This window comes from Streptomyces sp. LARHCF249, from assembly GCF_052871255.1.
Genome location: NZ_JBIXJQ010000006.1, coordinates 382501 through 401545, shown reverse-complemented (window position 1 = coordinate 401545; position 19045 = coordinate 382501). Strand labels below are relative to the sequence as shown.

At 71.7% G+C, this 19045-nt stretch carries 15 protein-coding genes and 1 tRNA gene; 13 read left to right on the top strand and 3 right to left on the bottom strand.

The genetic code is table 11. The features are described from left to right. Positions 1 to 30: 30 nt before the first annotated feature. Positions 31 to 579: a helix-turn-helix domain-containing protein gene (locus ACIPUC_RS19865; RefSeq protein WP_446590924.1), complete on the bottom strand. Its 549-nt coding sequence runs from the start codon at positions 577 to 579 to the stop codon at positions 31 to 33. Between the two features lie 161 nt (positions 580 to 740). Between ACIPUC_RS19865 and ACIPUC_RS19860 the strand changes: the two genes are divergently transcribed. Further along, positions 741 to 813: transfer RNA gene (locus tag ACIPUC_RS19860), tRNA-Ala, on the top strand. Positions 814 to 1170: 357 nt separating this feature from the next. After that, the gene (locus ACIPUC_RS19855; protein WP_446590923.1) at positions 1171 to 2331 is read left to right on the top strand and encodes an IS701 family transposase; all 1161 of its coding nucleotides are present in this window, start codon (positions 1171 to 1173) and stop codon (positions 2329 to 2331) included. Here the strand turns inward: ACIPUC_RS19855 and ACIPUC_RS19850 are convergent. Next, positions 2307 to 4268, bottom strand: coding sequence for a helix-turn-helix domain-containing protein (locus tag ACIPUC_RS19850; RefSeq protein WP_446590922.1), 1962 nt, complete (start codon positions 4266 to 4268; stop codon positions 2307 to 2309). The two genes, ACIPUC_RS19855 and ACIPUC_RS19850, sit on opposite strands and share 25 nt — an antisense overlap. 293 nt (positions 4269 to 4561) lie before the next feature. On the opposite strand from ACIPUC_RS19850, the gene ACIPUC_RS19845 reads away from it, so the two are divergent. Further along, positions 4562 to 5242, top strand: a complete 681-nt coding sequence (locus ACIPUC_RS19845) for a methyltransferase domain-containing protein (RefSeq protein ID WP_446590920.1) — start codon at positions 4562 to 4564, stop codon at positions 5240 to 5242. Between the two features lie 12 nt (positions 5243 to 5254). Continuing rightward, complete coding sequence (gene pabB / locus ACIPUC_RS19840; protein ID WP_446590919.1) at positions 5255 to 7339, top strand: aminodeoxychorismate synthase component I; 2085 nt, start codon at positions 5255 to 5257, stop codon at positions 7337 to 7339. Here the strand turns inward: pabB and ACIPUC_RS19835 are convergent. Continuing rightward, complete coding sequence (locus ACIPUC_RS19835; RefSeq protein ID WP_446590917.1) at positions 7329 to 8300, bottom strand: transaldolase family protein; 972 nt, start codon at positions 8298 to 8300, stop codon at positions 7329 to 7331. The genes pabB and ACIPUC_RS19835 overlap by 11 nt on opposite strands. A gap of 311 nt (positions 8301 to 8611) precedes the next feature. Between ACIPUC_RS19835 and ACIPUC_RS19830 the strand changes: the two genes are divergently transcribed. The 9 genes from ACIPUC_RS19830 (at position 8612) to wrbA (ending at position 18960) form a co-directional block, all read left to right on the top strand. Beyond that, complete coding sequence (locus ACIPUC_RS19830; RefSeq protein WP_446590916.1) at positions 8612 to 9781, top strand: 3-deoxy-7-phosphoheptulonate synthase; 1170 nt, start codon at positions 8612 to 8614, stop codon at positions 9779 to 9781. Positions 9782 to 9799: 18 nt separating this feature from the next. Then, positions 9800 to 10570: a 2,3-dihydro-2,3-dihydroxybenzoate dehydrogenase gene (locus ACIPUC_RS19825; RefSeq protein WP_446590914.1), complete on the top strand. Its 771-nt coding sequence runs from the start codon at positions 9800 to 9802 to the stop codon at positions 10568 to 10570. Between the two features lie 28 nt (positions 10571 to 10598). Then, a complete protein-coding gene (locus tag ACIPUC_RS19820) occupies positions 10599 to 11243 on the top strand; it encodes an isochorismatase family protein (protein WP_446591182.1) in 645 nt (214 codons plus the stop codon). Continuing rightward, positions 11240 to 13123, top strand: a complete 1884-nt coding sequence (locus ACIPUC_RS19815) for an anthranilate synthase family protein (RefSeq protein ID WP_446590913.1) — start codon at positions 11240 to 11242, stop codon at positions 13121 to 13123. Before ACIPUC_RS19820 ends, ACIPUC_RS19815 begins: the two co-directional genes overlap by 4 nt. Next, the gene (locus ACIPUC_RS19810) at positions 13120 to 13464 is read left to right on the top strand and encodes a hypothetical protein (RefSeq protein ID WP_446590912.1); all 345 of its coding nucleotides are present in this window, start codon (positions 13120 to 13122) and stop codon (positions 13462 to 13464) included. Before ACIPUC_RS19815 ends, ACIPUC_RS19810 begins: the two co-directional genes overlap by 4 nt. Positions 13465 to 13661: 197 nt before the next feature. Further along, on the top strand, positions 13662 to 15779 hold the full coding sequence (tkt, locus tag ACIPUC_RS19805; protein ID WP_446590911.1) for a transketolase: 2118 nt from the start codon (positions 13662 to 13664) through the stop codon (positions 15777 to 15779). Then, positions 15776 to 17047: a 3-phosphoshikimate 1-carboxyvinyltransferase gene (gene aroA / locus ACIPUC_RS19800; RefSeq protein ID WP_446590910.1), complete on the top strand. Its 1272-nt coding sequence runs from the start codon at positions 15776 to 15778 to the stop codon at positions 17045 to 17047. Before tkt ends, aroA begins: the two co-directional genes overlap by 4 nt. Positions 17048 to 17054: 7 nt before the next feature. Continuing rightward, positions 17055 to 18236 carry a 3-hydroxybenzoate 6-monooxygenase gene (locus ACIPUC_RS19795; protein ID WP_446590909.1) on the top strand — a complete coding sequence of 394 codons (1182 nt, stop codon included), beginning with the start codon at positions 17055 to 17057 and terminating at the stop codon, positions 18234 to 18236. 106 nt (positions 18237 to 18342) lie between these two features. Further along, a complete protein-coding gene (wrbA, locus tag ACIPUC_RS19790) occupies positions 18343 to 18960 on the top strand; it encodes an NAD(P)H:quinone oxidoreductase (RefSeq protein WP_446590907.1) in 618 nt (205 codons plus the stop codon). Positions 18961 to 19045 lie beyond the last annotated feature (85 nt).

Genomic DNA, 19045 nt, shown 5'->3' with positions numbered 1-19045 from the left:
CGTAGTCGCCCTGGCCCGCCCGCGTGCGGGTCAGTTCTGGTGGGCCTCGTAGTGGGCCACCGCGTCGGCGGTGCGGCCCGCGCCGTACACCCGGAGGAACTCTGCCAGTTCCGGGTGGCTGGGCGCGAGTGTGTCCGCGGCGTCGATGATGTCCCCCGCCGCGGAGACCGAGCGCAGCAGCGACTGGATCTCACGGACGACGCGCTTGACGGTGGGTGCACCCGAACTGACGGCCGTCTGGCCGCTGTTGCTGAGGACGGAGCCTCCCTGGGTCTTCTTGATCTCGTCCATCCGGTCGGTGGCCTCGGCCGCACTGACGCTCCCGTCGGCCACCTGGCCGGCGAGATCCTGGAGGGCCTGGACGCGCTGCACCACGGCAGGGTTACCGATCTTGGCGCGCTGGCCGCTCATCAGCTGGGACAGCATGGGCGCCGACAGTCCGAGGACGGCAGCGAGGCGAGCCTGGTTCAGTCCGAGGTCATCTATGAGCCGGCGGAAGAGCGCTCCGAGCGGCTCCCCGTACCAACTGCGCTGAAGCTCTCTGGCTCTGGCCGTGGCCTCTTGCTGTACTGCGTCCACTCTTCTTACTCCCCTTCGCTGGTGCGAACCTCGCGAGCATCTTACGGAGCGTGGTCGCAGGGCGGGAGTCCCTATCATTTTGCGAGATGAGGGGGTACACCCGGTACTCTGTTCTGCGGAACACCCACTCCCCGCAAGGGGAGAGGCGTGCCCCGACCCATGGGGCCTTAGCTCAGTTGGTAGAGCGCTGCCTTTGCAAGGCAGATGTCAGGAGTTCGAATCTCCTAGGCTCCACACTCAGGACCCCCTTGACCTGCGGAAACGTGGTCAAGGGGGTCTTTTTCGTGTTCCCCGGCGGGTGTGCGGCGGTGACGGGGGCACCGTGGGCGCGGTCCCGCCGGTGGGCCGCCCACACCGGAGGCGGGCGGCGGGGCCTCTCCGCACGGCCGACGGGCGGGCGGTCCCGCCGCCGGGCCGTCCCGGCGCCCCTCCCTTCCTCCTGTACCGCAGGCCGGCCCGGGGACGGGTAGCCGGGCGCGCACCCGCGGCCCCAGGTGTGTGGCGGGCGCACCTGGGCAAGCCCTCTCCCCGGGCCGCACGGTGGTGGTCCCGCGGAGAGCAGCGGGCTGCCGAGGTTGGGGAGACGTGGGGATGCACCTCGTTTGGGAAGAACAGAGCAGTCATCGGGTGCCGGACAGCGCCCTGGGTGAACTGTGCGCGGAGATCTTCGCGCCGCTGTCGCGCAGCGATCAGCGCCGCAAGGGCGAGATGTACCTGCGCGGGCTGCTGTCGGCCGGCGGCCGCAAGTCGATCCGGAACATCGCGGCCTGCGTGGGCGACCGGGCGGCCGAGCAGAGCCTGCACCACTTCATCTCCTCCTCCACCTGGGAGTGGGAGCCGGTGCGCGCGGCGCTGTCGCGGTACCTGGAGCGGTCTCTGCGCCCCCGTGCCTGGGTGGCCCACCCGGTGATCATCCCCAAGGCGGGGCGCCACTCGGTGGGGGTCGGCCGCCGGTTCGTGCCCCGCCTCGGTCACGTGGTCAACAGCCAGGAGGCGTACGGCATCTGGGCGGCCGGCGAGGAGACGAGCAGCCCGGTGAACTGGCGGCTCGCGCTCTGCGACGACTGGCGGGACATGCCCAGGCTGGGGCACCCGCGGCTGCCGGAGTCGAGCCTGGCCGAGACCTCGCTGGAGTGTGTGGCCGGAGCCGCGTTCGAAGCGCAGTCCTGGGCGGGGGGCAGGGCGCGCCCGGTCGTGCTCGACCTCCCGGACAGCGATCCGGCGGCGGTCGCGCGGCGCTTCGCCGCCGCGGGCATGCCCTTCGTGGCGGGGGTCCGAGGCTCCGCGCGGGTCGCTCCCATGGCTCCGGCCCTGTTGGGCCATGACGGGCAGGAGATGCCCGCGCACCAGCTCCTGCGGATGGTCCGTACGCTGCGGCGGCCCGTGGCCTGGACGGATCCGGTGGGCGGGGGACCCCGTACGAGCCTGGTGGCCGCCGTCCCGGTGCGGCTGCCGGGAACGCACCGGACCCTGCTGCTGCTGGGCGAGTGGAGCGGCCCGGGTGGCTGGCCGGAGCAGTGCTGGCTCACCGACATGGCCGACGTGCCCTGGGGCGCGCTGCTGCGCCTGGCGAAGCTGACGGGCCGCGTCGCCACCGACTTCTCCGAGATCTCCACGGAGGTGGGGATGGTGGATTTCGAGGGCAGGTCCTTCGGCGGCTGGCACCGGCACACGACGCTCGCCTCGGCCGCGCATGCCGTGCAGGCCCTGACCGCCGGTCACCGGCCTCAGCCGGTGGCCCGGCCCGCCTGATCGCGGCGTCCCCGCATCAGTGCCTGCCGGGTGCGCTGCATCTGGAGGGCCAGCTGGACTTCCAGCGCCTGCCGGGGCTCCAGCCAGTCGGGACCGAGCAGTTCGCTGATGCGCTCCAGGCGGCGGGAGACGGTGTTGGGGTGGACGTGCAGGGTTTCCGCGGCACGCGTCGGGCTGCCGGCGGAGGCGAAGTACGCCTCCAGGGTTCGGGCCAGGTCGGTGCGCTGCTGGGCGTCGTAGTCCAGGACGGGGCCGATGGTGTTGTTGACGAAGTCGCCGGTGTTGGGGCTGTCGGAGAGCAGCAGGCCCAGGAAGCCCAGCTCGCGCAGTGATGCGGTGCCGCCGGAGCCGCCCAGCGCCGTCAGGGCGTCCAGGCAGCACCGGGCCTCCTGGTAGGTGGGGCTGATGGCCGACAGCTCGGTGACCGGCCCTGACGTGCCCACGGTCACCGGGTGGTTGAGTGCAGAGGAGAGCTCCTGCGACACGGCCCGTGCCGCGCCGGCCGGGTCGGTTCCGGGCAGCATCAGGATGATGGAGCCCTCGTCGACGCTCTTGAGTCCGGAGAGCTGGTGGGCGTACGAGGACGCCCAGATGACCGCTCTGCTCAGGGAGCCGCCTTCGGGGCGGGCGACCACGACGACGTGGGGGCCGTCCAGGTCGACTCCGAGGCGCCGGGCGCGTTCGGCGAGCTTGGCGGTCTGGAGCTCTCCTCCCTTGAGCAGGTCGTTGAACAGTTCGTCGCGGACCTGGCCCTCGGCCGCGGCGGCGCTGCGCTGCATCATCAGCAGGAGGGCGGTGACCTGGGCCACGAGGGCGAGGAGCTGGATCCGGTGGGCCGTGTCGGAGACCTCCTCCTCCGTTCGCGCGTACGGGACCAGCAGGAGCGTGCCGAGCATCTCCTGGCCCGCGACGGCGGGGGCGATCCAGATGCCGCTCGGCGACCGGACGGGCCGGCGCTCGGTGTGGGCGTCCAGGGAGGCCGCGCGGACCTCGCTCTCGTCCAGCTCCGGAAGGTCCCCGGGGGCGTGGAGGTCCCGTCCGGCCTGGTCGCGGATGAGCAGGGTGCCGCCGAGCAGCGTGGACGCCTCGGAGGCCAGGGTGTGCAGGCTGCCGCCCCCCAGCACCAGTTCGATCAGGCGGCTGTGGGTGTCCCGCAGGCGGTTGGCGGCGGCGGAGGAGTCCAGGGCGCGCGAGGTGTTGAGCTCCAGTCCCGCGACTTCGTCCCTGACCCGGTCCAGGAGCCGGGTCTTCTCGATGGCCACCGCGGCGAGGTCGGCGAGCGAGCTCATGAGCGAGATCTCGTCCGGGTCGAAGTGGCGGATGCGCCGGCCCGCGACGTACAGGTTTCCCAGGTCGCAGTCCTCGTGGCGGAGCGGGACCGCCATCAGGGCGTGGAGGCCTTCGGCCCGCACGACGTTGTCGATCACGTCGGAATGGGTGAAGGAGGTGTCCTGGAGGTAGTCGGCCGTCCAGAAGGGGGCGGATCGCTGCCGTGCCTGGCGGCCGACGCCTCCGGTCATCGGGACGGCGAAGCCCACGGTGATCGCCGAGGTGTGGCCGTCCGCGGCGCGCACGTAGGAGCGGCCTTCGTCGAAGGCGTGGAACGTCACCCAGGACATGTCGAGTCCCAGGAGCAGCCGGGCCCGCCGGGTGATGACCTTGAGCAGCGTGTCCAGGTTGTACGGGAGCGTCAGGTCCCGGGCGGTGTCGACGAGTGCGCTCAGCCCCGCTTCGCGCTGCTGGCGGCGGGCGAACAGGCCCCGGATGCTCAAGGAGAGGTCCTTGGCCCGGGTCAGCCGGGTGAGGTCCTCCTCGGAGGCCCCGGTGTCGCGGGCGGTGCGCACGATCCGCTCGAACTCGTCGGTGGGCGCCTCCCGGGCCAGCAGCTCCAGCATCTCGGCTGCGTCCGCGTGCGGCTCGCGTCTTTCCGGCGTCACTTTCGTCCCCCCCTCGCCCCGCGGCTCGGCGCGTACCCCGTGGCGAACGTAGTGCGGTCGACCGCATGCGGTCAACGTTTTGTTGAAGTAATAGTGCCAGGTCAGGGGGGCGGAGTGTGGCTGGGCCACCACTCTTCGTGAACGATGTGGTTGCCTGGCCACCTTCTGACAAGGCCTCGGCTTGAGTAAACCTTTACCCGGCGCCATGACCGGGCGCCGCGGTTCCAGGTTGCTCACGAGGGGGTCCTATGTCACAGGTCCAGAGTTTCGAGCGCTCGCTTCACCGCAGTCGCATGTCGTTGACGAGGGACGACAGGCCGAAGGTCTTCTCCATGTGCGGAAGGGAGTGGGACCTGCTGGACGAGGTGTTCGCGCCCGTGTTCTCCCCGTCGACCGATATCGCGCTGGACTTCCTGGGCCTGAACGGGTCGCCGTTGCCCCCGCGCACCGGGTCCTTCCTCGAAGTGGGATGCGGCGCCGGAGTGACGGCGGTCATGGCCGCCCTCGCCGGTCACGAGCGCGTCGTCGCCTCGGACATCAGCCCGCGCGCGGTGGAGAACGCGGCGGTCAACGCCGAACGGCACGGGGTGACGGCGCGGTTGAGCGCCGTGCACAGCGACCTGTTCTCCGGTCTGACGGAGAGCGGGCGGTTCGACACCGTCTTCTGGAGTTCCAACTACGTGCTGGCGCCGGAGTCCTACGAGTACAAGTCGGTCCACGAGCGTGCGTACGTCGACACCGGCTACCGGGCCCATCGCCGCTATCTGGAGCAGGCGCCGCGCTGGCTCGCCCCGGGCGGATCGGCGCTGCTGCACTTCAGCGACCGGGGCGATGTGCCGGCCCTGCGCCGGATCGCGCAGGAGTGCGGCCGGGAGCTGCGCACGCTGCGCACCATCCGGGTGCGCGAGGGCGAGTACGGCGACGACGTGGTCGAGCACATGCTGCTCGAGATCGTGCCGTCCGGGGCGAAGTGACGAGAGGCCGACGTGCGGACACTCCTGATCGACAACCACGACTCGTTCACTTACAACCTCTTCCACCAGATCACCGAGGTCAACGGCCGGGAGCCGGAGGTGGTACGCAACGACGACCCGAACTGGCGGCCCGGCAGGCTCGCGGCATTCGACAACGTCGTCATCTCTCCCGGGCCCGGAACCCCTCATCGGGCGGCCGACCTCGGCGTCTCCCGCGGGATCATCGAGCAGGGCACTCTGCCGCTGCTCGGCATCTGCCTCGGCCATCAGGCGATCGGGCTGCTGCACGGTGCCACGGTGGGCCGGGCGCCGGAACCCAGGCACGGGCGGGTCTCCTCCGTACTGCACGACGGCGAGGGCCTGTTCACCTCGATCCCCTCACCGATGGAGGTCGTGCGCTACCACTCGCTCGCGGTGACCGATCTGCCGCCCGTGCTGGAGGCCACGGCCTGGACGGCGGACGGAGTCCTGATGGGGCTGCGGCACCGGGACCGGCCGATGTGGGGCGTACAGTTCCACCCCGAATCGATCTGCGCCGAATACGGCATCGAACTCCTGCGTAATTTCGCCGAGTTGAGCACACCGCGGCGCCGGTCCCGGGCCGCTCCGGTACGGCCGGCCGCTGCCGGGCCCGGCCCCCGCGCCACACGCAGGCTGCGGGTGCTCACCGAGGAGCTGCCCACCGGCTGGGCCGCCGAGACGGCCTACGACCGGCTCTTCCGGGGCAATCCGTATGCCTTCTGGCTGGACAGCAGCAGTCCCGATGCCGGCGCCGGCCGCTTCTCGGTGATGGGCGACGCCTCCGGGCCGCTGGCACGGGTGGCCCGCGCCGATGTGTGGAGCGGCACGGTCCGCGTGGACTCCGCGGCGGGCAGCGACATCATGGCGGGCCCCTTCCTGGACTGGATCGACCAGGATCTGCGCGGCATCACCACGGACATCCCGGAGCTGCCCTTCGACTTCGCCCTCGGGTGGGCCGGCTACCTCGGCTACGAGCTCAAGGCCGAGTGCGGCGGCGATCTCGCGCACCAGTCGGAGGATCCCGACGCGACGATGGTCTTCGTCGACAGGGCGCTGGTTCTCGACCACGTCACCGGCAGCACCCACCTGCTGACGCTGACGGAGGAGGGCGTGGAGGGGGCGGAGGCCGTCGCGCGGAGCCGGCTGGCCGACATGGCGCAGCGGCTTGCGGAGCTGCCCCCGGGAAGGCCCGGCCCGGCGCCCGCCCCCGCACGGCTGGGCGAGATCCGGCTGCGCCACGACCGCGACGCCTATCTGGACCTGATCGCCGACTGCCAGGAGCAGATAGCGGCCGGCGAGACCTACGAGGTCTGCCTGACCAACATGGCGGAACTGAGCGGCTCCCTCGACCCGTGGTCCGGTTACCTGCGGCTGCGCCGCGCCAGCCCGGCACCGTTCGGCGCACTACTCCAGTTCGACGGCCTCAGCGTGCTGAGCGCCTCACCCGAGCGGTTCCTGCGGATCTCCCGGGACGGCGTGGTCGAATCGAAGCCGATCAAGGGCACCCGTCCCCGGGGCGCCACCCCCGCCGAGGACGCCGAGTTGGTGGCGGACCTGCTGAACAACGAGAAGGACCGCGCCGAGAACCTGATGATCGTGGACCTGGTCCGCAACGATCTGGGGCGCTGCGCCGAGCCGGGCTCCGTGGAGGCCGACGAGATCTTCCGGGTCGAGAGCTACGCCGGCGTCCACCAGCTGGTGAGCACCGTGCGGGCGCGGCTGCGGTCCGGCACCAGCGCCGTGGACTGCGTCCGCGCGGCCTTCCCCGGGGGCTCGATGACCGGAGCGCCCAAGGTGCGGACGATGAAGATCATCGACCGTCTCGAAGGAGGCCCGCGCGGTGTGTACTCCGGTGCCATCGGCTACTTCTCGCTCTCCGGCGCCGCCGATCTGAGCATCGTGATCCGTACCGCACTCGTCACCGAGGACCGCGTCCGCTACGGCGTGGGCGGGGCCGTCATCGCACTCTCCGACCCCGAGGCCGAGTTCGAGGAGACGGCGGTCAAGGCCACTCCGCTGCTGTTACTCGCCGAGGCCCGATTCCCGGGCAGACGCGGGGAGAAGCTCAGCACCTGAGCGTCCAGGCACGCTGGAGACGGGTGAGCTGACCCGTCTCCAGCGCCCCCGCGACATCAGGCATACGGATCCCGAGCCGTTCGAGGAGGTCCAGCGCACGGCGCCCTTCCTCGTGCGCGCCCAGCAGGGTGTCTCCGCACAGCTCCTCGTGCAGCGCCGCCGACTCCAGCACCTCCAAGGAGGTCGCCTGGGCGGTGTTCCAGCCGATGAGCGCGCTGACGTGGCGGGGCTCGACCGTCGTCCACACCAGCGCCGGAGGCACGGCCCCGGCCGCCCGCAGCACCCTCCACCACCCACTGCCGAGCCGCCGCTCCCGCACCCGGTACATCTCGCGTGCGACCGCCACGGCCGCCGTGTCACGGGCCCGGGAAACGGGGAGGGCGGGTTCGGACAGCGCCGCCAGCCGGGTGTTGACCTCCGCGTCGAGCACGTCCACGGGCACCGAGGCCGTGGCCGTGACCTGCTGGAGCTCCAGTCCGGCCGCGAGCGCACGTTCCGTCCCGGCGAGGTAGGCGCCCAGTACCTCGTCGTACCTCTCGGCCGAGAAGACCAGGTCCACGTCGACACTGATGCCCAGGGCGAGGCAGTCCTCGAGCGCGGCGAGGCCGGCCGGGGTCGCCGGGATGCGTGCCAGCAGGTTCGGCCGCCCCACGTCGGCGTGCACCCGGCGGGCCGCGGCCACCAGGGCCTCCGCGTCATGGGCGATCCTCGGATCCACCGGTACCGAGACCCGTCCGTACCGGCTCTCGCTGGTCAGGAAGGCGTCCCACAAGGCGTCACATGCCCGGCGGACGACGGCCGGACCGAGGGCCGGCGCCACCACGCCGTGCACGAGACCGCTGCGTGCGGCACGGGACAGCGGGCCGGGGAGGAACTCCTCCTCGCTCGTGGCGGCCAGCCAGGGCGATACGCCCTCGGACGCCAACTGCCTCAGCAGCGCGATAGCCGGTTGGCTCAACATGGTCCGACCCTAGGCCGATCGGACCGGCGGGTAACACCAGCGGCCTGCGGCATTGTCAAGTCCGCCGGCTGGGGCACCCGGCCGGGTGCCCTCCCCCCGCGGCTCTGCGCCGCAGACGTATTCGGATGATGCAGGTCCGATTCCAATGCGCGCATTACGGCAGCCTCGTCGATTTGTTCCGCAAAGGAACGGACTTGACCAAGTGTCGGCCACCTGACGAAGTGGGACTCCCTTATTGGTGGCCCGCGTTCATTGTTCACAGAATCCTCGTGCATCGCCATGTCAGCAGGTTGAGCACTGGGAGGTACCGCGTGCGTGAGATTGCACCCTGGAAATCGCTAGACGCAGGCCAACAGCCGGACTGGCCGGATCAGACGGTTCTCGGCACGGTGCGTGAGGAACTGTCGAACGCGCCCGCTCTGGTGCGCGGTGAGGACGTACGCGCATTGCGCGCCCTGCTGGCAAGGGTCGCGGCCGGAGAGATCCAGGTGGTGCAGAGCGGGGACTGTGCTGAGGACCCGGCCGAGTCCACCCGCGGGCACGTGGCGCGCAAGGCGGCTCTCCTGGACATGCTGGCGGGCGTCATGAAGACGCGCTCGCACAAGCCGGTCCTGCGCGTGGGCCGGCTCGCCGGGCAGTTCGGCAAGCCGCGCTCGAGCTCCACCGAGATCATCAACGGTGTCGAACTCGCCTCGTACCGCGGCCACATGGTCAACAGCCCGGAACCCGACCCGATGCTGCGCCGCCCCGACCCGCACCGGCTGCTCTCGGGCTACCGGGCGGCAGCCGAGGTCATGGAGCTGCTCGGCTGGCACGGCGAGCGGCAGCCCAGCGCGGCCGAGGCGCCGGTGTGGACGAGCCACGAGGCCCTGCTGCTCGACTACGAAGGCCCGATGCTGCGGACGGAGCCGGACGGCTCGTCCCTGCTCACCTCGACGCACTGGCCGTGGATCGGCGAGCGGACGCGGCAGATCGACGGAGCCCACGTCGCGTTCTTCGCCTCGCTGGCCAACCCGGTCGCCACCAAGGTCGGTCCGAAGACCACCCCGGCCCAGCTGCTGGAACTGTGCGAACTGCTGGATCCCCGGCGCGAGCCGGGCCGGCTGACGCTGATCTCCCGGATGGGTGCCGGCACCGCCGCCGAAAGGCTGCCGGAGCTGGTCCGTGCCGTGCGCGCGGCCGGATTCCCCGTCATCTGGCTGTGCGACCCGATGCACGGAAACACCGTGAACGCGCCGGGCGGATTCAAGACCCGCTACATGGAAACGGTCGTGCGGGAGGTCGAGGAATTCCAGAACGCGGTTTCCGACAACGGTGGAGTCGCGGCGGGTCTGCATTTGGAAACCACCCCGGAAAACGTGTCCGAATGTGTTGCCGACGCATCGCGGGTCGGGGAATTGGGCGAGAAGTACACGAGCTTCTGCGACCCCAGGCTCAATCCTCAGCAGGCGATCGAAGTCGCCTCCGCCTGGCGCGGCTGAGAGAGGAGTTCATCGATCATGCAAGGAAAGACCGCTCTGGTCACCGGCGCTGCCGGCGGCATCGGGGAGGCCGTCGCGCGTGCGCTGGCGGCCAAGGGTGTGCGGGTCGCGGCCGTCGACCGCGACGCCGGCCGACTGCGCGAAACCGTGAAGTCCGCCGTGGAGGAGGGCCTCGATGTCGCCGCGTTCCCCGCCGATGTCACCCTGAGCTCCGACGTCGACGAGCTGGTGGCCGAGATCGAATCGACCTTCGGGCCGCTCGACTTCCTCGTCAACGCCGCCGGTGTGCTGCGCCTGGCGGAGGCACGGGCCCTCACCGACGAGGAATGGGCCACCACCTTCGCCGTCAACACGACGGGCGTCTTCTTCGTCTCGCGCGCCGTCGTGAACCGCATGGTTCCGCGGCAGCGCGGTGCGATCGTCACCGTGGCCTCCAACGCCGCCGGTACGGCCCGCACCGAGATGTCCGCGTACGCCGCCTCCAAGGCCGCCGCGACCATGTTCACCAAGTGCCTCGGGCTGGAGGTCGCCAAGTACGGCATCCGGGCCAACCTCGTGGCGCCGGGCTCCACCGACACGCCGATGCTCACCTCGATGTGGCAGAGCAGCTCCAGCGCCCAGGTCTCGATCGACGGCAACCCCGACGCGTACCGGGTGGGCATCCCCCTGGGGAAGCTGGCCCGGCCCCAGGACGTCGCCGACGCGGTGGTGTTCCTGCTCTCCGACCAGGCGTCGCACATCACCATGCACGACCTCACCGTGGACGGGGGTGCGGCGCTCGGTGTCTAGGTCCATTCCCGCCATCAGCGCGTATCCGATGCCCGCGGCCGGTGATCTGCCCGCCGGTCCCGCCCAGTGGCAGGTCGATCCCGACCGCGCGGTCCTGCTCCTGCACGACATGCAGAAGTTCTTCCTGGCGCCCTTCCCGGCCGGCGAACAGCCCGTCACCACCCTGGTGGACCACGCCGCGCAGCTGCGCGAGCGCTGCGCGGAGCTCGGCATACCGGTCGCGTACACCGCGCAGCCCGGCGGCATGACACCGCGCCAGCGGGGCCTGCTGAGGGATTTCTGGGGTCCCGGCATGACGCCGAGCCCCGAGCACCGGCAGGTCGTGGAGGCGGTGGCACCCGACGAGGGCGACTGGGTGTTCACCAAGTGGCGCTACAGCGCCTTCCACCACACCGACCTGCTGGAGCGCATGCGGGCCGCGGGCCGCGATCAGCTGATCATCTGCGGTGTGTACGCCCATGTCGGCGTCCTGATGACGGCCGTCGACGCCTTCAGCCACGACATCCAGCCCTTCCTCGTCGGCGATGCCATCGCCGACTTCAGCTGGACGGACCACCGGATGGCCCTGGAGTACGCAGCGGCCCGCTGTGCCCGCGTCGCCGGCACCAAGGCGCTCCTCGAAGACCTGCCGCTGCCCCGGGCGGTCGCGGGCACGGGGGAGGACGCGTCATGACCGAGGACCTGCTGGGCGCGGTGCTGGCCGGACGGGCCCCCGCCTTCGCGCTCGTGCACCGGCCCGAGACCACCGGGGCCGACCGGGTCGACCTGTTCGCCGGCGAGATGACCGAGGTGGCGGCCCTGGCCGACATCGCGCTCCCCGGCCCCACCGGATCGGCGGTCCCGCGCCAGGACGTGCTGGCACTGGTGCCGTACCGGCAGATCGCCGAACGCGGCTACGAGGCTCCCGACGACGGTGCGCCGCTGCTCGCCATGACCATCGCCGAGCAGGCAACCGTGCCGCTGGAGGAGGTGCTGCGCCGCATCCCGGACGCGCCCGTCCGGCTGGCGCAGGGCGGCGGCTTCGACATCGACGACGACGCCTACGCGGCGACCGTCCGGCAGGTCATCACGGACGAGATCGGCACGGGCGCGGGCGCGAACTTCGTCATCAAGCGTTCCTTCGTCGCGGACATCACCGACTACGACATCGGGTCCGCGCTGCGCTTCTTCCGCCGCCTCCTGGAGCGCGAGACCGGTGCGTACTGGACGTTCGTGGTGCACACGGGCGACCGGACCCTGGTCGGCGCCTCCCCCGAGCGGCACGTGAGCGTCGCGGGCGGCCGGGCCGTGATGAACCCCATCAGCGGCACCTACCGCTATCCCGCCTCCGGTCCCTCCCTCGCCGGCGTCATGGATTTCCTCGCCGACAGCAAGGAGTCCGACGAGCTCTACATGGTCGTCGACGAGGAGCTCAAGATGATGGCCCGGGTGTGCGACGGGGGCGGACGCGTCGTCGGCCCCTACCTCAAGGAGATGGCCCGGCTCGCGCACACCGAGTACTTCATCGAGGGCGAGACCACCCGGGACCCGCGCGAGATCCTGCACGAGACGCTGTTCGCGCCCACCGTCACCGGGTCTCCGCTGGAGAGCGCCGGCCGGGTGATCAAGCGGTACGAACCTCAGGGGCGCGGCTACTACAGCGGCGTGCTCGCGGTCATCGGCCAGGACGGGCAGGGTGCGCGCACCCTGGATTCCGCGATCCTCATCCGGACCGCGGACATCGACGGGGCCGGCCGGATGCGGCTGGGGGTCGGTGCCACGCTGGTCCGCCACTCCGACCCGCTCTCCGAGGTAGCCGAGACCCGGGCCAAGGCCGCGGGGCTGCTGGCCGTCCTCGGCGAGAGCGGCCCGGCCCGCTTCGCCGGCCATCCCGGCGTGCGTGCCGCGCTGGCCCGCCGCAACGAGGGCATCTCCGCCTTCTGGCTGGCGGACGACGCCGGCCGGGTCCGCCCGATCCCCGGGCTCGCGGGCCGCAGCGTGCTGGTGATCGACGCCGAGGACACCTTCACGGCGATGATCGCCCTCCAACTGCGTGCCGCAGGCGCGCAGGTGACGGTGCGCCGGTTCGACGAGCCGTACTCCTTCGCCCCGTACGACCTCGTCGTGATGGGACCGGGCCCCGGCGACCCGCAGGATGCCGGCGACCCGAAGATCGCCCATCTGCGGGGGGCGATCGACACCCTGCTGACCCAGGGCAGGCCGTTCCTCGCGGTGTGCCTGAGCCACCAGGTGCTCAGTGCCCGGCTCGGCCTCGGCCTGCTGCGCAGGGAACGGCCCAACCAGGGTGTGCAGCGCCGGATCGACCTGTTCGGGAGGACGGAACGGGTCGGCTTCTACAACACGTTCGCCGCCCACAGCACCGAGGACAAGGGGGAGTGCCCCGATGTCGGTGTCTTCGAGGTGAGCAGGGATCCGCGGACCGGTGAGGTCCACGCGCTGCGCGGCCCCGGTTTCCGGTCCATGCAGTTCCACCCCGAGTCGGTGCTCACCGAGGACGGAGTGCGCATCGTGGGAGAGGCCCTCTCCGCGCTGCTCGAGGAGGGGATCGTATGAAGGCCGCCGTCGTGTGGTGGGACCTGGCCGGTTCCGGGCGGTCCATCGAGTCGCTGCGCGACTTCCTTCGCGATGAGGCCGTCGACCGGTTCGCCGGGATCGAGGGCCTGCGCCTGAAGTTCTGGATCTCGGATCCGCAGACCGAACGGTGGGGCGCGGTGCTGCTCTGGGAGTCCGCCGAGGCCGCCGCGGCGCCGCTGCCCGCGCGGGCGGCCGAGCTCATCGGACGCCCGCCCGTGCAGCGCACGCTGTTCGACGTCGAGGCGACGGTGGAGGGGCTGTACTCCGTTCCGGGGCTGTCCGGTCTGGGCCTGGCCCTGGAGCGCCAGTTGGGCGGATGACCGGCCCAGCCGCGGTACGGCGCTGTCCCGGACGACTCCGGGGAGCGCCGTACCGCGGGACTTGTGACGTAGTCCGGGCCACCTGACGAAGTGCTCCCGGCATCCTGCGCCCGCCCGCTCCGGCCCCTGCAAGGTGGCCGTGGGAGCGGCTCTTTCCACCCGTTCCGAACATCAGCCAAGGAGCCCTGAGCAGAACCGTGAGGACCCCACCGAAGAGTGCGACCGGACGCTTCGAATGGAGCGAACTGGACCGGCGTGCCGTGGACGTCGCCCGTGCCCTGGCCGTCGACGCCGTCGAAGAGGCCGGCCACGGCCACCCGGGCACCGCGATGAGCCTGGCTCCGGCCGCGTACCTGCTCTTCCAGCGGCTGCTGCGGCACGACCCCGCCGACCCGCGGTGGACGGGCCGCGACCGCTTCGTGCTGTCCTGCGGTCACTCCAGTCTCACCCTGTACAACCAGCTCTACCTCTCCGGCTACGGCCTGGAGCTCGACGACATCAAGGCGCTGCGGACGGCCGGCAGCCTGACCCCCGCGCACCCCGAGTACGGGCACACCCCGGGCGTGGAGACCACCACCGGTCCGCTCGGCCAGGGCCTCGCCAACGCCGTGGGCATGGCCATGGCCGCCCGCCGTGAGCGCGGTCTGTTCGACCCGCAGGCCGCCCCGGGCGAGAGCCCCTTCGACCACACCGTCTGGGTCATCGCCTCCGACGGCGACCTGGAGGAGGGCATCAGCCACGAGGCGAGCTCCCTGGCCGGCCACCAGAAGCTCGGCAACCTGGTCGTCCTCTACGACGACAACCACATCTCCATCGAGGACGACACCCAGATCGCCCAGTCCGAGGACGTGGCGGCGCGCTACCGGGCCTACGGCTGGCACGTGCAGCGGATCGACTGGACCGCGACCGGTTCCTACGTGGAAGACGTGCCCGCGCTGTACGCCGCGCTGAGCGCCGCCCGCGAGGAGACCGACCGGCCTTCCCTCGTCGCACTGCGCACCGTCATCGGCTGGCCCTCGCCCGGCAAGCAGAACAGCGGAAAGATCCACGGCGCCGCGCTGGGCGCGGAGGAGGCCGCCGCCACCAAGGAAGCGATGGGGCTGGACCCCGAGCTGCGCTTCCAGGTGCCGGCCGAGGTCCTCGCACACGCCCGCCGGGTGGGCGAGCGGGCGCGCCGGGACCGGGCGGAGTGGGACAAGCGCGAGCGGGACTGGCGTGCCGGCTCCCCGGAGCGCGCCGCCGAGTTCGACCGGATCTCGGCGCGCGAACTCCCCGAGGGCTGGGAGGAGGCGCTCCCGGTCTTCGAGCCGGGCCAGGCGGTCGCCACCCGCAAGGCATCGGGCGAGGTCCTGAACGCCCTCGCGGCGGCCCTGCCCGAACTGTGGGGCGGATCCGCCGATCTGGCGGAGAGCAACAACACCACCATGCGGGGCGAGCCGTCCTTCATCCCCGAGGAGCTGTCGACCGGCGCGTTCACCGGCCACCGCTACGGCCGCACGCTGCACTTCGGCATCCGTGAGCACGCCATGGGAGCGATCCTCAACGGGATCGCCCTGCACGGCGGCACCCGTCCGTACGGCGGCACCTTCCTGGTCTTCTCCGACTACATGCGGCCCGCGGTGCGGCTCGCCGCGATGATGCGGCTGCCCGTGACCTACGTCTGGACGCACGACTCGATCGGTCTCGGCGAGGACGGCCCCACCCACCAGCCGGTGGAGCACCTCTGGGCGCTGCGCCTCATCCCCGGCCTCGACGTCGTACGCCCCGCCGACGCCAATGAGACGGCCGCCGTCTGGGCCTCCGTCCTGCGGCGCACCGACCGGCCCGCGGGTCTGTGCCTGTCCCGGCAGAACCTGCCCGTCCTGGACCGCTCACCGCAGTCGGACATCGAGTCCGCGCAGGGCGCCGCGCGGGGCGGCTACATCCTGGCGGAGGCCGCGGGCGGCGCCCCCGAGGCCGTGCTGCTCGCCACCGGCAGCGAGGTGCACATCGCCCTCGACGCCCGGCGGATACTCCAGCGCGACGGCATCCCCACCCGGGTGGTGTCCATGCCGTGCCTGGAGTGGTTCGGCGAGCAGAGCCAGGAGTACCGGGACCTGGTGCTGCCGCCGCAGGTGCGGGCCCGGGTGTCGGTGGAGGCCGGTTCCGCCCTCGGCTGGCACGCGCTGGTCGGCGACGCCGGGCAGGCGGTGGGCCTGGACGGGTTCGGCGCCTCGGCCCCGTACCAGGCGCTGTACGAGCAGTACGGTCTGACGGCCGAGCGCGTGGCGGCCGCTGCCCGGTCCAGCGTGGCCCGGGCCAGGAGCTGGTCATGACGACCCGGCCGGCTCCGCTGACCGCCCGGGTCCCCGGTTCCAAGAGCATCACCAACCGGGCCCTGCTGCTGGCCGCCGCCGCGACCGGTGTGACGCGCCTGCGCGCACCGCTGACCAGTGACGACACCCTTGCCTTCCGTACCGCGCTCACCGACCTGGGCGTCCGCATCTCGGGCACGGACGAGGTCTGGGAGGTCACCGGTGCGGGAGCCGGGCCCGTCGGCGCCGCCCGCGTGTGGTGTGCCGACGCGGGAACCGCCGCGCGTTTCCTGCCGCCCTTCGCCGCCGCCGGCCGGGGGGAGTTCGTCTTCGACGGGAGCGACCAGCTCCGTGCCCGCCCGCTGCGTCCGCTCGTGGACGCCCTCACCGCCCTGGGCTCGAAGGTGGGCTCAGGGCCCGGGGGAGCGCTGCCGCTGGCCGTCACCGCGAGCGGTCTGGACGGCGGGGAGATCACCCTCGACTCCTCCTTCAGCAGCCAGTACCTCACCGGGCTGCTGCTGTCGGCCCCCCTGATGCGCGGGCCGCTGACCATCCGGGCGACGAGCCTGGTCAGCCGTCCGTACATCGACATGACCCGGGCGCTGATGCACCACTTCGGGGCACGCACCCGGCAGGACGGCGACGGCACGATCACGGTGCTGCCCGGCGGATACACCGCGGCGGACCTGACGATCGAACCGGACGCCTCCACCGCGTCGTACGTCTTCGCGGCGGCCGCCGTGACCGGGCGCAGCGTCACCGTGCCGGGCCTGGGCAGCCGCAGCTCCCAGGGAGACCTCGGCTTCGTCGAGGTATTGCGCCGCACGGGGGCGCACGTGGAGGTCACCGATTCCGGGACCACGGTGACCGGTCGTGGGGACGGCGCGCTCACGGGGGGGTTCGAGGTCGACATGGGCGACATCTCGGACACCTTCATGACCCTGGCGGCCATCGCGCCGCTCGCCGACGCCCCGATCACGGTTCACGGGATCGCGCACGCACGGCTCAAGGAGTCCGACCGGATCGAGGCGGTCGCCGGGAACCTGCGGGCCCTCGGGATCCGCACGGACGAAGGCCCGGACCGGATCACGATCCACCCGGGCAGGCCGAGCGGCGCCGAGATCGCCTGCTACCGCGACCACCGGATCGCGATGGCCTTCTCCGTCCTCGGACTGCGCGTCGGCGGCATCACGCTCGACGCTCCGGCCTGTGTCGGCAAGACCTTCCCCGGGTTCCACGACGAACTGCGCCGACTCTTCCTCGATCATCCGACACCACAAGGGACTTGAACCACAGATGGCGAACATACTCATCGCCGGCGGAGGCATCGGCGGACTCGCCGCAGCGCTCGGCATCGCGGGCCGCGGGCACCGGGTGACCGTTCTGGAGCGCAGGGACACCTTCGCCGAACTCGGCGCCGGCATCCAGCTCGGCCCCAACGCCTTCCACGCACTCGACCTGCTCGGGGTGGGCGGGCAGGTCCGCGACCGGGCGGTCTACATCGACGAGCTGCGGTTCATGGACGGCACCACGGGCGAGCGGGTCGCCTCGATGCCGCTGACCGGTGACTACCGCGCGCGCTTCGGGAACCCGTACGCGGTCGTGCAGCGCTCCGACCTGTACGAGCCGCTGCTGGAGGGCTGCCTGAACCACCCCCTGATCGAGCTGCGCGGCAGCAGCGGCGTCGTGTCGTACGAGCAGGGCGGCCAGGGCTCGGGCGAGGTGACCGCCGTGCTGAGCAGCGGCGAGTGGCTCAGCGGCACCGCGCTCATCGGGGCCGACGGCATCCGATCGGCGGTACGGCGCCAGCTGGTCGGGGACGGGGATCCGCGGGTTTCCGGGCACACGATCTACCGCTCGGTGATTCCCATGGAGCAGGTGCCCGAGGAGCTGCGGTGGAACACCGTGACGCTGTGGGCCGGCCCCAAGTGGCACTTCGTCCACTACCCGATCGGCGGCGGTGCGTTCCTGAACCTGGCCGCGACCCGGGACGACGCCGCGCGGGAAGCCGTGGTCGGGAAGCCGACCGCGCGCGACCACGTGCTGAACGAGTTCCCGGACCTGGGCGAGACCGCGCGCCGGCTGCTGGAACTCGGCCTGGACTGGAAGGCGTGGGTGCTGTGCGACCGCGACCCGGTCGACCGGTGGACGGACGGGCGCGTGGCGCTGCTGGGCGATGCGGCGCACCCGATGCTGCAGTACGCCGCCCAGGGCGCCTGCCAGGCGCTCGAGGACGCCGTGGTCATCGCCGAGTTGCTGGACTGCACCGAGGACGCCGTCGTGCAGCGCCTGGAGAAGTACGGCGCTGAGCGGCGGGAACGTACGGCCCGGATCCAGTTGGTCGCCCGCGAGCTGGGGCGGCAGCTGTACCACCCGGTGGGCGACGCGGCGCGCGAGCGCAACGCGATGCTCTCGGGCCTCTCGGCCGACGACATGTACGACAAGGTCGCCTGGCTGCACGGGGCGGAGCTCCGTTGAGGAGGCTGCGCAGGCTGACGGCGCGGGCGCGCCGCACCGTGCTCGTCCGTCTGGACCGCTTCGCCGGCCAGTCGATCCACAGAAATGACAAGGGAGTTGCATCCGCATGACCAATGTTGCCGTTATCTACTATTCCTCCACCGGGAACGTCCACACGATGGCCAGGGCGGCCGCAGAGTCGGCCGCGAAGGCCGGCGCCGAGGTGCGCCTGCTCAAGGTCGCCGAGCTCGCCCCGGCGTCGGTCATCGCCGGCAACCAGGCGTGGGCGGACCACGCCGCGGCCACCGCGGACGTGGCCGAGGCGACCCTGGCCGACCTGGAGTGGGCCGACGTGATCCTCTTCGGCACCCCGACCCGCTACGGGCTGCCCGCCGCTCAGCTCAAGCAGTTCATCGACACCACGGGCGGGCTGTGGTTCCAGGGCAAGCTGGTGAACAAGGTCGTCTCCTCGTTCACCTCCACCTCGACCGCCCACGGCGGCCAGGAGAGCACCCTGCTGGCGCTGAACAACACCTTCTACCACTGGGGCTCGATCATCGTCCCGCCCGGTTTCGCCGACCCGGTCCAGTTCGACCCGGCCAACGGCAACCCGTACGGGGCGAGCAGCGTCTCCGGCAACACCCCCGACAACGTGGCCGATGTGAACCTCGGCTCCGTCGAGTTCCAGGCTCGTCGCGCCGTGGAGATCGCGGCCGCGCTCGGGCGCGGATTCCTGGCCGCCTGACCGGCTCGGCACAGCGGTGTCAGGGGACCGGGGCGCACCGCCCCGGTCCCCTGACACGTTTCCCCGGCACTTTCGACATGCGGCA